The organism is Pseudomonas parafulva, from assembly GCF_000800255.1.
Taxonomy (GTDB): domain Bacteria; phylum Pseudomonadota; class Gammaproteobacteria; order Pseudomonadales; family Pseudomonadaceae; genus Aquipseudomonas; species Aquipseudomonas boreofloridensis.
Genome location: NZ_CP009747.1, coordinates 3,483,543 through 3,498,056, shown reverse-complemented (window position 1 = coordinate 3,498,056; position 14,514 = coordinate 3,483,543). Strand labels below are relative to the sequence as shown.

15 protein-coding genes are annotated in these 14,514 nt (G+C 67.0%); 13 read left to right on the top strand and 2 right to left on the bottom strand.

Going from position 1 to position 14,514, the window contains the following annotated elements:
• Nucleotides 1–32: 32 nt before the first annotated feature.
• Nucleotides 33–767, top strand: a complete 735-nt coding sequence (locus NJ69_RS15175) for a GntR family transcriptional regulator (protein WP_039580426.1) — start codon at nucleotides 33–35, stop codon at nucleotides 765–767.
• Between the two features lie 12 nt (nucleotides 768–779).
• On the opposite strand, the gene NJ69_RS15170 is transcribed toward NJ69_RS15175, so the two are convergent.
• A complete protein-coding gene (locus tag NJ69_RS15170) occupies nucleotides 780–1,724 on the bottom strand; it encodes a helix-turn-helix transcriptional regulator (protein WP_039580423.1) in 945 nt (314 codons plus the stop codon).
• Nucleotides 1,725–1,904: 180 nt separating this feature from the next.
• Between NJ69_RS15170 and NJ69_RS15165 the strand changes: the two genes are divergently transcribed.
• From NJ69_RS15165 to NJ69_RS15140, 6 genes are read left to right on the top strand one after another with little or no spacing between them, the layout of a single operon-like run.
• Nucleotides 1,905–2,354, top strand: a complete 450-nt coding sequence (locus NJ69_RS15165) for a hypothetical protein (protein ID WP_029615174.1) — start codon at nucleotides 1,905–1,907, stop codon at nucleotides 2,352–2,354.
• Between the two features lie 29 nt (nucleotides 2,355–2,383).
• Entirely contained in the window at nucleotides 2,384–3,049 is a 666-nt protein-coding gene (locus tag NJ69_RS15160; RefSeq protein WP_205419292.1) for a hypothetical protein, read from the top strand.
• Nucleotides 3,050–3,107: 58 nt separating this feature from the next.
• Nucleotides 3,108–3,764, top strand: coding sequence for a hypothetical protein (locus NJ69_RS15155; protein ID WP_205419291.1), 657 nt, complete (start codon nucleotides 3,108–3,110; stop codon nucleotides 3,762–3,764).
• Complete coding sequence (locus NJ69_RS15150; protein WP_240326897.1) at nucleotides 3,757–4,419, top strand: hypothetical protein; 663 nt, start codon at nucleotides 3,757–3,759, stop codon at nucleotides 4,417–4,419. The genes NJ69_RS15155 and NJ69_RS15150 overlap by 8 nt, the downstream gene beginning before the upstream one ends.
• A gap of 24 nt (nucleotides 4,420–4,443) precedes the next feature.
• Entirely contained in the window at nucleotides 4,444–5,901 is a 1,458-nt protein-coding gene (locus NJ69_RS15145; RefSeq protein ID WP_245219457.1) for a M48 family metallopeptidase, read from the top strand.
• Nucleotides 5,898–6,590 carry a hypothetical protein gene (locus NJ69_RS15140; RefSeq protein ID WP_039580416.1) on the top strand — a complete coding sequence of 231 codons (693 nt, stop codon included), beginning with the start codon at nucleotides 5,898–5,900 and terminating at the stop codon, nucleotides 6,588–6,590. Before NJ69_RS15145 ends, NJ69_RS15140 begins: the two co-directional genes overlap by 4 nt.
• 204 nt (nucleotides 6,591–6,794) lie before the next feature.
• Here the strand turns inward: NJ69_RS15140 and NJ69_RS15135 are convergent, their stop codons facing one another.
• Nucleotides 6,795–7,700, bottom strand: coding sequence for a LysR family transcriptional regulator (locus NJ69_RS15135; RefSeq protein ID WP_039580414.1), 906 nt, complete (start codon nucleotides 7,698–7,700; stop codon nucleotides 6,795–6,797).
• 207 nt (nucleotides 7,701–7,907) lie between these two features.
• Here NJ69_RS15135 and NJ69_RS15130 point away from each other — a divergent pair, with 207 nt between their 5' ends.
• From NJ69_RS15130 to NJ69_RS15105, 6 genes are all read left to right on the top strand, one after another.
• On the top strand, nucleotides 7,908–8,735 hold the full coding sequence (locus tag NJ69_RS15130; RefSeq protein ID WP_039580412.1) for an FAS1-like dehydratase domain-containing protein: 828 nt from the start codon (nucleotides 7,908–7,910) through the stop codon (nucleotides 8,733–8,735).
• Between the two features lie 20 nt (nucleotides 8,736–8,755).
• On the top strand, nucleotides 8,756–9,919 hold the full coding sequence (locus tag NJ69_RS15125; RefSeq protein WP_039580410.1) for an acyl-CoA dehydrogenase family protein: 1,164 nt from the start codon (nucleotides 8,756–8,758) through the stop codon (nucleotides 9,917–9,919).
• A gap of 10 nt (nucleotides 9,920–9,929) precedes the next feature.
• Complete coding sequence (locus NJ69_RS15120; protein WP_039580408.1) at nucleotides 9,930–11,279, top strand: MmgE/PrpD family protein; 1,350 nt, start codon at nucleotides 9,930–9,932, stop codon at nucleotides 11,277–11,279.
• A 20-nt stretch (nucleotides 11,280–11,299) separates the two neighbouring features.
• The gene (locus tag NJ69_RS15115; protein WP_039580406.1) at nucleotides 11,300–12,499 is read left to right on the top strand and encodes a CaiB/BaiF CoA transferase family protein; all 1,200 of its coding nucleotides are present in this window, start codon (nucleotides 11,300–11,302) and stop codon (nucleotides 12,497–12,499) included.
• Nucleotides 12,500–12,518: 19 nt separating this feature from the next.
• Nucleotides 12,519–13,337, top strand: coding sequence for an HpcH/HpaI aldolase/citrate lyase family protein (locus NJ69_RS15110; RefSeq protein ID WP_039580404.1), 819 nt, complete (start codon nucleotides 12,519–12,521; stop codon nucleotides 13,335–13,337).
• 167 nt (nucleotides 13,338–13,504) lie between these two features.
• On the top strand, nucleotides 13,505–14,503 hold the full coding sequence (locus NJ69_RS15105) for a TRAP transporter substrate-binding protein (RefSeq protein WP_039580401.1): 999 nt from the start codon (nucleotides 13,505–13,507) through the stop codon (nucleotides 14,501–14,503).
• The last annotated feature ends 11 nt before the right edge of the window (nucleotides 14,504–14,514 follow it).

Genomic DNA, 14,514 nt, shown 5'->3' with positions numbered 1-14,514 from the left:
AACCCTTTGCCTTCCGTGAACATGAGCCGTCAATGAGCACCCGTGGCCGCTACTCCGATATCGCCAGAGACCTCACCGACAAGATCGCCCGTGGCGATCATCCGGTCGGCTCGCTGCTGCCCACCGAGCTTGAGCTGTGCGAGCTGTACGGGGTGGGGCGACACACGGTGCGGGCGGCCATCGACCAGCTGCAGGGCCAGGGCATGGTCTCGCGGCGACGAAAGGTCGGCACGCGGGTCGAGGCGGCAGCGCCGCGCAGCGGTTATTCGCAGGCGATCGATTCGATCACCGACCTGGTCCAGGTGGCCGAATCCCATGTCCGTGAAATACAGGGCGTGCGCCATTTCGTGGCCGATATCGCCCTGGCCAAGCGCCTGGGGCTGACGCCGGGCGGGCATTACTTCTGCGTGTCGAGCATCAAGGTCGAAAGTGGCGAGCGGCGCTATCCGCTGTGCTGGACCGACGTCTACGCCGAACAGCGCTTCGCCGAGGTGGTGGCCGAGGCCGAGGCGCATCCGGGCGAGCTGATCGCCGCCTTGATCGGCAAGGCCTTCGCCAAGAGCATCGAGTCGGTGGACCAGGAGGTCAGCCCGGTGCAGCTCACCGCCGAGCTGAGCGCGAGCTTGAAAGCGCCCAGCGGCGATCTGGGGCTGAACATCATCCGCCATTACCGCGATCAGGCCGGTGAAATCATCTCGGTGTCCGAAACCGTCTACCCACGCGACCGCTTCACCCTGGTGATGCACATGACCCGCGCCCAGCGCTGAGCGCAGCGGCGGTCAGGCCATGCCGGGCGGGTGGCCGTGGTAGGCCTTGTAGGCGTTGCTGAAGTTGGCCGGGTTGGCATAGCCCAGGCGATAGGCGATCTGCGCCACCTGCCATTTGCGTTGCAGCAGCAGCGTGCGCGCCAGCTCCATGCGCTGCTGGCGCAGGTACTGCAGCATCGACTGACCGAATACCTTGGCGAAGGCGCGGCGCAGGGTGGTTTCGCCCACCCCTAGCTGACGCGCCAGTTCCAGTATCGTCGGCGGATCGGCCAGGTGTTCGTCGAGCAGACGCCGAGCCTCGTGAGCCAGGTCCTGCTGGCCGCGCTGCGGCGCGTCGGGCGGGGCTACGCGGCCGGCCACATGCGCCCCCAACTCCACCAGCACGGCCAGGCTCAGGCTTTCCTGGTGCAAGCGCTTGAGCGCGCCGTGGTACGGGCAGTGGTAGAGCTGTTCGAGCAGGCGGCCCACGGCGGGGCAGGCGGGCAGGGCGCTGAAGCGCATGCCGTCGCCCAGCAGCGCCAGCAACGGGCGCAGGTTTGGATCTTCCTCAGCCAACTCGCGCAGGTAACGGCCGGCCACCCGCAGCCCGGCCATGCGCGCGTGGCTGCCGGGGGCCAGGGTGTCGACCGCCTGCATGCTCTCGCTCAGGCCCAGCACATGGGGCGTGCCGGCTTCGTACTGGTTCAGCCGACCCTCGATGCGGTGCTGCCACTGGCCGTCCAGCACCTGGACGATGCACAGGCTGCCAGGCAACACCTTCTCGATGCGCAGCGGCTCGGGGAACTGCAGGTCGCAGTCGAAGTACTGCAGGTGCTCGCGCACGGTGTGCGCATGGTAGTGGCCCACCGCGCTGCCCATGACCTGCGCCGTGCGGCGGTCGAACACACCGGCCTGGGCCAGGGATGACGGGCTGTCGAAGCTGAAGTGGGTGTCGAGATAGGGGTTCGGGCTGTTCATGGGGCGAGCGCGTCCGTGAATGAGGTGAGTGACGCGGTGCGCAATGTTAACGCGTCCACATCTTTACCGTCAGCCGTTGTGAGTGGCGGGCCGTTAGTTGTGAGAGACGGCCAAATGGCTTGGCAGTTCCCTGAGGGTCCACTTCAATACTTCACTTTTGACCTCCGAGGAGCGACGAGCATGCTGACGTATCGTAGATGGGCGGCCGTACTGGCCACTTCCGTAGCCCTGTTCATGGGCATCGCGCAGGCCCAGGCCGAGGATCGTCCGCCCGTGGCCGACAAGGTGGTGGCCTATGCCGGCGAGCAAGGCGTGAAGGTGTGGACCCTGCGCATCGGCGAGCGCAGCGCCAACGAAGCCCTGGTGCAGGTCGAGGGCGTGGACCACGACTGGAACATGAAGATCCAGAAAATGAAGGTCGAGAAGACCGACAAGGCCACCCGTTACTACACCACCGTCGATGGCCAGAAATTCGCCGCGCTGGTGATCCAGGGTTCGGACAGCTGGGCCGCCAGCGAGCTGTACCTGCCGGGTGAAGCCCAGGCGCTGAAACTGGGTTACTCCGAGTCGCTGTCCGAGCAGGGCAATGCCCAAGCGTTCCTGACCGATTACCTGAACGCACAAAAATAAATTCCCTTCTTTTGCCGAGAGCCTTGCCCATGAGCACGCCAGACCAGCCCAACTCGCTTAACGCACTGTCCGACTCGCTTGGCGCCGAATACGACCAGTCCCGCGCTGCCCAGCGCGAGCAGGTGATCGCCGAGTTGAAACAGGTGATCGACCAGGTGCCCGAGCAGATCGAGTTCACCAACACGACGCGGTTCAAGGTGTGGGGGCCGATCCTGCTACTGGTCAGCCTGGCCATCGCCTTCGGTGGGATGAAGACCGGCAGCGCTGGCCTGACCTGGCTTGGGGTGATCATGGCGGTGCTGTTCGGGGTCATGTCGTGGCAGCACCGCACGGCCGGCACGCAGGTGTTCATGCGCCTGACTCGCCGGCAGTTGTGGGTCGACTCGCTGTCGGCGCCGGTGGAGATGGCCGATGTCGAGGACATCAGCGTCAAGGACGAAGGCCAGGTGATGCAGCAGAAGCTCGACCTGAGCAGCGAGGCTGTATTGCCCACCCACCGTGCCGCGAAATTCCAACTGTTCGGCAACCAGGCCATGGCGTTGAAAAAGCCGCGTCCGCATATCCGCATCATGTCCGCCGGCATCATGACCGCTGGACGCCGGGTGCATGTGGACGAAATGGCCGCGATCCTGGCCGCCTACCGCGATGCTGCGCGTGCGCAGCGTCAGTTGGACCTGCTGCTGCGTCAGGGATGACGCCGCCGCCTCGAAACGCTTTTCAGCGTCGCTTTCCCCTATCCAGAGAGTGTTTTGCGTGAATAACCCAGAAAAACCCGACCCGCTGAACGGGCCATCCGACAGCGACGCCTCAGCGTCCAGCCAGGCCCAGCTCGGCCGCGTGATCGCCGAGCTCAAGCAGACCCTCGAGCGCGTGCCCGAGCAGACCGAGTTCACCAACTCTCCCCGCTACAAACTGTGGGGACCGGTGATCGCCCTGGCCGGCGTAGGCGGCGTGTTCTTCGGCCTCTCCAGCGGCAAGCTGCTGGTGGTGCTGTGCGGCGTGGCGCTGGTGCTGTTCGGTGCCGCCCTGTTCTGGCAGCACCGTAACGCCGGCACCCAGGTGTTCATGCGCCTGACCCGTCGTCAGGTCTGGGTCGATACCCTGTCGGCGCCGGTGGACCTGGCCGATGTCGAAGACATCAGCGTCAAGGAAGAGGGCCTGCTCACCACCCAGGAATTGACCCTGAGCCGCGAGGCCATCCTGCCGACCCACCGGGTGCGGCACATGGTGTTCTTCGCCGACCAGGCCGTGGTCGATACGGAGCCCGAGCCCTGCATCCGCATCATGTCGGCCGGTTTGATGAGCGGTGGGCGCAAGGTCTCAGTCCGCGAGATGGCGGCGTTGCTGGAGGCGTATCGCGATGCCGCCTGCGCCGAGCGTCAGCTCGCGGTGGTACAGCCGCGTGGATGAGGCCGCTCGCGAAGCGCATCTGATCGACCTGCAGCGTCTGGCCGACGGGCCGACCGAGCGCCTGGAGATCCGTGAGTCCTCGCGTGGCAAGTCGATGGCTTGCGCGGTGTTCGGCGGGCTGATGGTGGCCCTGGGAGGCTGGTTGTCGTGGGTCTTCGTGGTGATCGGCATCACGCCCGGCAAGCCCGTGTTCCTGCTGGCCTGGGCCGTCAGCCTGGCGCTGGTGCTGGCCGGTGTCGCCGCGCTGGCCTTGGCCGAAGCGTTGCGCCGCCGGCATGGCCAGTGTGTCCTGGCCCTGACCCCGAACACCCTGGCGTTCTCCAACTCGAACGGTGCGGTGCCACTGCACACCTTTTCGGGCTTCGAGATCGACCAGCGTCACCTGAGAACGGTGTTGACCTTTCGAGTCGCCGCGCACGCCCGCGCACCGGCGCTGCAAGCCGCCTGCTTCAAGTCGCTGGCCGCGCCCGATGCCCATCCGGTGGCCGGCGGCCTGAGTGTCGAACTCTGGCTGTGCGTGCCCACCCTCGATGGCCAGCGCATCGACTTCGAGGCGCTGACTTCCCTGCTGCTGGACTACATCGAAGCGGCGCAGGCGCGGCGCACCCTGGGCGAGCTCTACCCACAGGTGCAGCGCTTCGGTGCTGCGCGCTGAAGTCATCGAGTTGGAGATACGCCGGTGAACCTGACCAAACGCCTGTGGTGGGCGCTGCCCGTGATCCTGCTGCCACTGCTGCTCATGGCCTGGACCGCCCAGCAGTCCTGGCGCGCCAACCATGACCTGGAAACCGCCGAGATCATGCGCCAGTGGATCGCCACGTCCGACGACACCTTGCTGGCGAAGTTGTCGGCGCGTGAGCGCAATGAAGTGATTCGCCCAGAGGATCGCGCTCACTCTTTCCAGCGCCAGATCGACCGGGTCGACGCCGACGCCGGCTCGCTGCACCTGCGCGCCTGGCTGGGCGAGTTGGCGTACTGGCTGGCGGTGGCGGCGCTGCTGGCAGGCGTCGGCACCTGGCTGAAGATCCGCATCGACGCCTGGCGGGCGCGGCTTTCGCAAGACTTTCTGGAACAGCGCCTGGCACGCAGTTGGCACGTGCTGGGACGCTGCCTGATCGGTTACACCGGTCTGCTGGTGGGCGCGCTGGGGCTGGCGCTGCTGTACGAGATCAGTTGGGGCTACAGCAACTTCAAGCAAGGCGGCTTGAGCGCGCTGATCATCGTGCTGTCCATGGTCTCGATGATCTGTGCTGGCGTGGTGATGATCGACCGCTTGCGTCGGCAGTGGACGGTGCTGGAGTCGCCATCGTCGAGCTTTTTGGGGCGCACCCTGAGCCTGCAACAGGCGCCGGCGGTGTGGGCCTGGGTGGGCAGCCTGGCCGAGCAGGTCGGGGCGCCGACACCCGACCACCTGGTGGTGGGGTTGGACCAGTCGTTCTTCGTCACCAGCGTGCCGGTGGTCCTGCAGCCTTCGGGTCAAGCGCTGCACGGTCGCACGCTGTACCTGCCGCTCACCGCGCTATGCGCACTCAGTCAGGCCGAGACCGCCGCGATCATCGGCCACGAGCTGGGGCATTTCCGTTCCCAGGACACCGAGCGCAGCAGTGCCCTGGCTGCGCAGTTCGGCCTGATGTGCGCGCACTACGCCAGCCTGACCGAGGACGATGGCCCGCCGCCTTGGCTGGAACGACCGGCGCTGTGGATGGCGGGGCAGTTCCTGGAGCAGTTCGAGCGTGCGGTGCAGCACTGGAGCCGGGTGCAGGAGCTGGCGGCGGATCGTGTCGGGGCGCAGGTGGCCGGCACGCAGGTGTTTGGCCAGGCGCTGTTGCGGATCATCGCCCTGGACGAGGCGCTGCCCCAGGTGTTGGCGGCGCGCGCGGGCGATAACCTGCTGCAGGCCTGGCAGGGGCATCTGCGCGAGCATCCCTTGGTGCTGGACGAGCAGGTGTTGCAACACGCCCTGGCCCACCCGTTCGACAGCCATCCACCGACCGCGCTGCGCTTGCGTGAGCTGAAGGTCAAGGCCGACGCCGAGCTGTTGGCGACCGCCACGCGGGTGCCCAGCGAGGAAGACCGGCGCTGGTTCGAAGGGTTGCTCGGTGCCCAGCAGGCGCCCCGCCGAGGGGCTTCGGCATGAGCAGCGATTGCGCTTCGCTCGACGATTTGGCGCAGTCGCTGGGTCGTGAGTTCGACGCACGCATGGACGCCCGCCGTCGTGCAGCCATCGCCGAGCACGAGGCCCAGTTGGCGGCCGTGCCGCCGGTGACCGAACTGACGCAGTCGCCCCAGGTGCGCGGGATGTTGGCGGTGGGTGTGGTGGTGTTGTCCGGGCTGGCGCTCTGGTGCCTGAAGGATGCCTGGCCGGTGAGCGTGCCGCTATGGCTGCTGGCCGCGTTGGCGGTCCGTAGCCTGTGGCTGCAGCGTGACCCGGGGCAGCAGCCGCTGCTGCGCCTGACCCATGAGCGGTTGTGGTTCGCGTGCCTGGACCGGGAATTGGCCTTGGTCGACCTGGTCGAGGGGCGGGTCAGGCAGGGGCGGGACCTGCACATCGTGCTCACCCTCAAGCCAGGCACAGTCCTGCCGCGCCCACGCAATCGGCTGGGGCCCTGGATGCCCAGGGCCAAGGTCAAAGGCGGTGTCCAGCCGCAGGTGACGTTGATCTGCTACGGGCTGACGCACCAAGGCCAGTCATTGGATGCGCAGGCGTTGATGGATCTCTTGCGCGCGTACGATGCGTGCGCGCAGGCCAAGCTCCGGCTTGACGCGTTGTCGCACAGGGGTGATGGGTTGAATTGGCCTGTGGCGTGCACACAGTCCTCATTCTGATTGGGGCCGCTGCGCGGCCCATCGCGACGCAAGGCCGCTCCCACAAAGGCCTGAGCCACGCCTCAACAGTGGACAGGTGTTCAACGATCGGTGCGCAGCTCAGATTCATGTAGGAGCGGCCTTGTGTCGCGATCGGGCGCGCAGCGGCCGCAAAGCAGACGATGCGCAACCGCCTGACACACCGCCCCGCCACCAGGCCGGGTCCTAAACCATCTGCACGGGCGCGTCGTCCGGCATCAGCGTGGCGATCAGCGCGCGGACGGTGCCGGGCAGGGCATCGAGTTCGCGCACCAGGATGCTGCGCTCGCGGATCGCCCAGGATTCGTCCAGGGCGATGGTCACCAGGTTCATGGTGCGGCTGTGACGCAGCGCCGCCGACTCGGGAATGATGCCGATACCCACGCCGGCCTCGACCATCCGGCAGATCGCCTCGAAACTCGACATCTGGATGCGCAGCGCCAGGCTCTGCCCCATGCGTTCGACATGGTCGCGCAGAAAGGTCAGCAGCGTGCTGCCGTCGTGCAGGCCGATGTGCTGGTAGGCCAGGGTCTGCTTCAATGTCACCTGCCGCCGCCCGGCCAACTCGTGGCCGGCCGGCACGATCAACACCAGACGGTCGGTGCTGAAGCGCATCACCTGCAACCCCGACGCTTCCACGGGCCCGGCGATGATGCCCATGTCGCTGCTGCCGTCGAGCACGCCGCGCACGATGTCCCGTGACAGCCGCTCCTGCAGGTCCACCGTGACCCCAGGGCGCTCGGCGAGAAAACCGGCCAGCACCTCGGGCAGGAATTCGGTGACCGCCGTGGTGTTGGCGAAGATGCGGATATGCCCGGCCGAGTCGGTGCCGAAGCGGGTGAACTCGGCTTTCAGATAGTCCACCTGACGCATGATCAGCCGCGCGTGGGTGAGCAGCTTGTGCCCCGCCGGGGTGAGCTCCACGCCACGGCTGTCGCGGTACAGCAGGCGCGTGTCGAGCTGCGCTTCGAGCGCCTTGATCCGCGCGCTGGCCGCCGCCGGCGAGAGAAAGGCGCGGCGCGCGCCCTGGGTCAGGCTCGGCGACTCGCCGATGTGGATGAACAGCCGCAGGTCTGCCAGATCGAAGTGCATGGGGAGGTCCTGTCACGGTGATGGCGTTCGGCAGTTATGAACGCTGGCTTACGCAAATGCAAATTCACAGAATGCCGGGCGCCTCGCATCATCGGTTGAAGGGCAGTGGCGAGCGGCAAGCCGGTCGCGCAGAGCCTGCAGGTCGCCGCTTGGCACTGCTTCCTCACACAATAACAAGACGCAGAGGCCCCACTCATGACTGCTCCGATGCACCCTACCGACTACAGCGCCTGGATCGGCCGCACCGAAGAGGCCTGGGATGTGCTCAGCCGCAATCTGGTCAAGCGCATTGCCGCCACCTTTGGCGAAGCGGCGCCGGGGCATGGCGAGGCGCTGCCGCCGTTGTGGACCTGGTGCTTTTTCCAGGAGCCGGTCGATGAGGCGCAGTTGGGCGTCGATGGCCATCCGGCACGGGGCGGTTTCCTGCCGCCGGCCGACAACCGCAACCGCATGTGGGCCGGCGGGCGGGTCGAGTTCATCGAGCCGTTGATCGTTGGCGGTGAGGCCCATCGCCTCTCCACCATCACCCACATCGAAGAGAAGCTCGGACGCAGCGGCGCCTTGCTGTTCGTCACCGTGCGCCATGACTACAGCCAGGACGGCCGGCTGTGCGTGCGTGAAGAACAGGACATCGTCTACCGCGAGCCCAACCCGCCGAAGACCGGCAGCGGCCAGGGCTGCGAAGCGGGCCAGTGGAGCGAAACCATCGCACCGACGTCGACCCTGCTGTTCCGCTACTCGGCCGTTACCTTCAACGGCCACCGCATCCACTACGACCAGCCCTACGTCACCCACAGCGAAGGCTACCCCGACCTGGTGGTGCACGGTCCGCTGATCGCCACCCTCAGCCTGCGCGCATTCAGGCGCGCCCACCCTGACAAGCGCGTGCGTCATTTCGCCTACCGCGGCCTGCGCCCGCTGACCTTGCCCACGCCCTTCCAGGTGAGCGGCTGCCTCGACGCGCCCGGCACGGCCCGGCTGTGGGCCGGCAACGCCGATGGCATCGCCCAGAGCGCCGACGTGACCTTCGACTGACCCTCAGCAGAGACGCCCCCATGCACAGCTACGACAGCGATGACCTCACTGCCATCCGCGAAGGCGTGCGCGCCTTGTGCGCCGAATTCCCCGCCGAGTACTGGCGCCAGCTCGACGAGCGCAAAGGCTTTCCGGAGGCCTTCGTCAAGGCCATGACCGACGCCGGCTGGCTGTCGGCGATGATCCCGGAACAGTACGGCGGCTCGGGCCTGGGCCTGGCCGAGGCCTCGGTGATCCTGGAGGAGGTCAACCGCTGCGGCGGCAACTCCGGGACCATCCACGGGCAGATGTACAACATGTTCACCTTGCTGCGACACGGCAGCGAGGCACAGAAAAATTTCTATCTGCCCAAGCTCGCCAGCGGCGAACTGCGCCTGCAATCGATGGGCGTCACCGAACCGACCACCGGCACCGACACCACCCAGCTCAAGACCACCGCCGTGCGCCAGGGCGACCACTACCGGATCAACGGCCAGAAAGTGTGGATCTCGCGTGTGCAGCACTCGGACCTGATGATCCTGCTGGCGCGCACCACGCCGCTGGCCGAGGTGAAGAAGAAGTCCGAAGGCATGTCGATCTTCCTGGTCGACCTGCGCGAGGCCATCGGCCAGGGCCTGACCGTGCAGCCGATCGCCAACATGGTCAACCACGAGACCAACGAGCTGTTCTTCGACAACCTGGAGATTCCCGCCAGCAGCCTGATCGGCGAGGAGGGCAAGGGGTTTCGCTACATCCTCGACGGCCTCAACGCCGAGCGCACGCTGATCGCCGCCGAGTGCATCGGCGACGGTCGCTGGTTCGTCGAGAAGGCCAGCCAGTACGCCCGCGACCGGGTGGTGTTCGGCCGTCCCATTGGCCAGAACCAGGGCGTTCAATTCCCTATCGCCGAAGCCCATATCGAACTGGAGGCCGCCGACCTGATGCGCTGGCGCGCCTGCGCCGAGTACGACCGTGGCGCCAATGCCGGGGCCGCGGCGAACATGGCCAAGTACCTGGCGGCCAAGGCCTCGTGGGAAGCGGCCAACGCCTGCCTGCAGACCCACGGCGGCTTCGGCTTCGCCAACGAATACGACGTCGAGCGCAAGTTCCGTGAAACCCGCCTGTATCAGGTGGCGCCGATCTCCACCAACCTGATCCTGTCGTACGTGGCCGAGCACCTGCTCGAGCTGCCGCGCAGCTTCTGAGGGCCTGACCATGCGCGATACCCAGGCCCTGGCCGGCTTCCTCGCCGAACTTCGCTACAGCGATTTACCCGCTTTCGTGCTGGACCGTACCGAAGACCTGTTCCTCGACTGGCTCGGCTCGGCCCTGGCCAGCCACGGGTCGCACCCGATTCCGCTGTTCGAGCGCTATGCCGAGCGCATGGGCCCGTCTTCGGGCCGGGCGCGGGTGCTGACCAGCGGGCGACGCACTTCGCCGTACTTCGCCGCGCTGGTCAACGGCGCCGCCTCGCACCTGGTGGAGCAGGACGACCTGCACAACAGCTCGGTGCTGCACCCGGCCACCGTGGTGTTCTCCGCCGTGCTGGCGGCGGCCCAGGACCTGGGCAAGTCCGGCCAGGAGCTGCTGCTGGCTGCCGTGGCCGGCTACGAGGCGGGCATTCGTATCGGCGAGTTCCTTGGCCGCTCGCACTACCGCATCTTCCACACCACTGCGACGGTCGGCACCCTGGCCGCTGCGGTGGGCGTGGGCAAGCTCATGGCCTTCGACCGCGAGCAGTTCGTCAACCTGCTGGGCAGCGCCGGCACCCAGGCCGCCGGGCTGTGGGAGTTCCTGCGGGATGCGGCCGACTCCAAGCAGTTGCACACCGCCAAGGCCGCCGCCGACGGCCTGCTGGCCGCCTACCTCACCGCCGATGGCCTGACCGGGGCGCGCAATGTGCTCGAAGGCGAGCAGGGATTGGCGGCGGGCATGTCCCGCGATGCCGATCCGGCGCGCTTGTCCGACCGTCTCGGCACCCGCTGGGCGTTGGCGGAAACCTCGTTCAAGTTCCACGCCTCCTGCCGCCACACCCATCCCGCCGCCGACGCCCTGTTGCACCTGATGCAGCGCGAAGGGCTGGCGCACGGGGACATCGCCGAGGTGGTCACTCGCGTGCATCAAGGCGCCATCGATGTGCTGGGGCGGGTGAGCACGCCGACCACGGTGCACCAGGCCAAGTTTTCCATGGGCACCGTGCTGGGCCTGATCGCCGTGCACGGTCGTGCGCAGTTGCTGGAGTTCCGCGACCTGGCCCTGAGCGACCCGCAGGTGGCGGCGTTTCGCGACAAGGTGCGCATGCAACTGGACCCTGAAGTGGACGCCGCCTACCCGGCGCGCTGGCTGGGTCGGGTCGAGGTGCGCGGTGTCGATGGCCGCACCTTCAGCGCGGCCATCGACCAGCCCAAGGGCGATCCGGGCAATACCCTCAGCCGTGCCGAACTGGAGGCCAAGTTCCAGCGCCTGCTGGCCTATGCCGGGCAGCGCAGCGCGGACGAGGGCCGGGTATTGATCGAGCGTGTCTGGCAACTGCGCGATGCGCAGTCGCTGGCCGATCTGCACTGACTACCGAACAGGAATTCGCCATGACTCAATCGGCTCCCCGCCCGCTGGACGGCATCACCGTCGTCAGCCTGGAACATGCCATCGCCGCGCCGTTCTGCACCCGCCAACTGGCGGACCTGGGTGCGCGCGTGATCAAGATCGAACGCCCCGGCAGCGGCGACTTTGCCCGTGGCTACGACCAGCGCGTGGCGGGTCTCGCCTCGCACTTCGTGTGGACCAACCGCTCCAAGCAGAGCCTCACCCTGGACCTCAAGCAGGCCGAGGCCGACGGCATTCTCCACGGGCTGTTGGCCAAGGCCGACGTGCTGGTGCAGAACTTGGCGCCGGGCGCGGCGGCGCGCATGGGCTTGTCGTTCGAGGCCCTGCACGCGCGCTATCCACGGCTGATCGTCTGCGATATCTCCGGCTACGGCGAGGGCGGGCCTTACGAGAAGAAGAAAGCCTACGACCTGCTGATCCAGAGCGAAGGCGGCTTCCTCTCGGTGACCGGTGGGCCGGGCGAGGAACAGATGGCCAAGGCCGGTTGCTCGGTGGCCGACATCGCCGCCGGGATGTACGCCTACACCGGCGTGCTCTCGGCACTGCTGCTGCGCGACAGGACCGGCGTGGGCAGCCGCATCGATGTGTCGATGCTGGAAAGCCTGGTGGAGTGGATGGGCTACCCGATGTACTACGCCTACGACGGCGCGCCGCCGCCACCGCGCGCGGGGGCCTCGCACTCGACCATCTACCCCTACGGGCCGTTTCCCACCGGTGACGGCGGCACGATCATGCTCGGCCTGCAGAACGAGCGCGAATGGCAGGTGTTCTGCGAGCAGGTGCTGCTCGACCCGGCGCTGGCCAGCGACCCGCGCTTCTCGGCCAACTTCCGCCGTTCCGAGCATCGTGAGGTGTTGCGCCAGATCATCGTCGATGGCTTCGCCACGCTGTCGCTGGACGAGGTGGTGGCGCGCCTGGAGACGGCGCAGATCGCCAATGCCCGGGTCAACGACATGCACGGCGTGTGGCAGCACCCGCAGTTGGCGGCCCGCGACCGCTGGCGCCAGGTAGACAGTCCGTCCGGTGCGCTGCCGTCGCTGCTGCCGCCAGGGCGCAACAGCGCCTTCACGCCGCGCATGGACCCGGTGCCGGGCCTGGGCGAGCACAGTGCGGCGATTCTCGAAGAGCTGGGGTTCTCCCGCGATGACCAGGCCCGGCTCGCTGCCGCCGGTGTGGTGTAAGGACATGGAGCCGATACCGATGCAACGATCCATCGTGCGTTCCGCGCTGTTCGTGCCGGGCAGTCGTCCCGAGCGTTTCGCCAAGGCCCTGGCGGCCGGGGCCGATGCCGTGATCGTCGATTTCGAAGACGCGGTGGAGGAAGCGCTCAAGGCCCAGGCCCGCGACAACCTCGCCGCCTTCCTCGGCGCCCAGCCGCAGGCGCGGGTGTGGGTGCGGGTCAATGCCCCGCAGCACCCCGGCCATGCCGACGACCTGGCGTTCTGCGCCCTGCACGCGGGGGTGATTGCGGTGCTGCTGCCCAAAGTGGAGAACGCCGCGCAGGTGGCGCTGGCCTGGCGCACCGGCAAGCCGGTGCTGCCGATCATCGAGACGGCCAAGGGCTTGCTGGCGCTGGAACGCATCGCCGGGGCCGAGGGCGTCGAGCGCCTGTCGTTCGGTAGCCTCGACCTGGCGCTGGACCTGAACCTCAACAGCGAAAGCGCTGCCGCGCAGCGTTTTCTCGACCAGGCGCGCATGGCCGTGCAGTTGCATTCGCGAGGGGCCGATCTGGCGCCGCCGCTGGACGGCGTGTTCCCGGCCATCGGCGATCCCGAGGGCCAGCAACGGGCCATGCGCCATGCCTACGACATGGGTTATGGCGGGGCGCTGTGCATTCATCCCAGCCAGGTGCCGTTGATTCATGGCGTGCTGGCGCCGAGCAGCGACGAGCTGGCCTGGGCGCGCCGGGTGGTCGAGGCCAGTGTCGCGGCCAAGGGCGCCGGGGCGTTCCAGCTCGACGGGCAGATGGTCGATGCGCCGGTGCTGTTGCGCGCGCAGCGGCTGTTGGCATTGGGCTGATCGCGAGCGGTTGACCCTCGGCCAACACGCCAGCGCGAGGCGGGCGTTCACCCCAGCCAAACGCAGGCTTACACAAAAGCAGATTCTGCACACACGCCCACATGGGCCATCGTACCCTTGGCACGCTTCCCTGCTGATCCATCCAACAACAATAAAAGGTGACATCGATGTTGAAGCTGACCCAGGCGCTGTTGTGCGCCGCCGCCGTCTCCATGGCCGGGCTCGCCCACGCTGCCGACCCTGTGATCATCAAGTTCGCCCACGTGGTGGCCGACAGCACGCCCAAAGGCCAGGGCGCGCTGATGTTCCAGAAACTGGTGGAGGCCGACCCGCAGCTCAAGGGCAAGGTCAAGGTCGAGGCCTACCCCAACTCTTCGCTGTTCGGCGACGGCAAGGAAATGGAAGCCTTGCTGCTGGGTGACGTGCAGATGCTGGCGCCGTCGCTGGCCAAGTTCGAGCACTACAACAAGCAGGTGCAACTGTTCGACCTGCCGTTCCTGTTCAACGACCTGGCCGCCGTCGACCGCTTCCAGCACGGCCCGCAGGGCAAGGCCTTGCTCACCTCCATGGAAGACAAGGGCATTCATGGCCTGGCCTATTGGCACAACGGCCTCAAGCAACTGTCGGCGAACAAGAAGGTGATCCTGCCCAAGGACGCCCGTGGCCTGAAGTTCCGCGTGCAGGCCTCCAGCGTGCTTGAGGAGCAGTTCAAGGCCATCCGCGCCAACCCGCGCAAGATGAGCTTCGCCGAGGTCTACCAGGGCCTGCAGACCGGTACCGTCAACGGCACCGAGAACACCTGGTCGAACTACGAGAGCCAGAAGGTCAACGAAGTGCAGCCGTTCTTCACCGAGACTAATCACGGCCTGATCGACTACATGGTGATCACCAACGCCAAGTTCTGGAACAGCCTGCCCGAAGACGTGCGCGGCGAACTCCAGGCGATCATGGACAAGGTCACGGTCGAGGTGAACAAGCAGGCCGAGGAACTGAACCTGGCCTCGCGGCAGAAAATCATCGACGCCAAGACCAGCGAGATCGACGCGCTCACCCCCGAGCAACGTGCGCAGTGGCGCGAGGCCATGCGTCCGGTGTGGGACAAGTTCTCCGAACAGATCGGCGCCGACCTGATCAAGGCCGCCGACGCCGCCAACACCCCGTCCTGATCGACGTCACC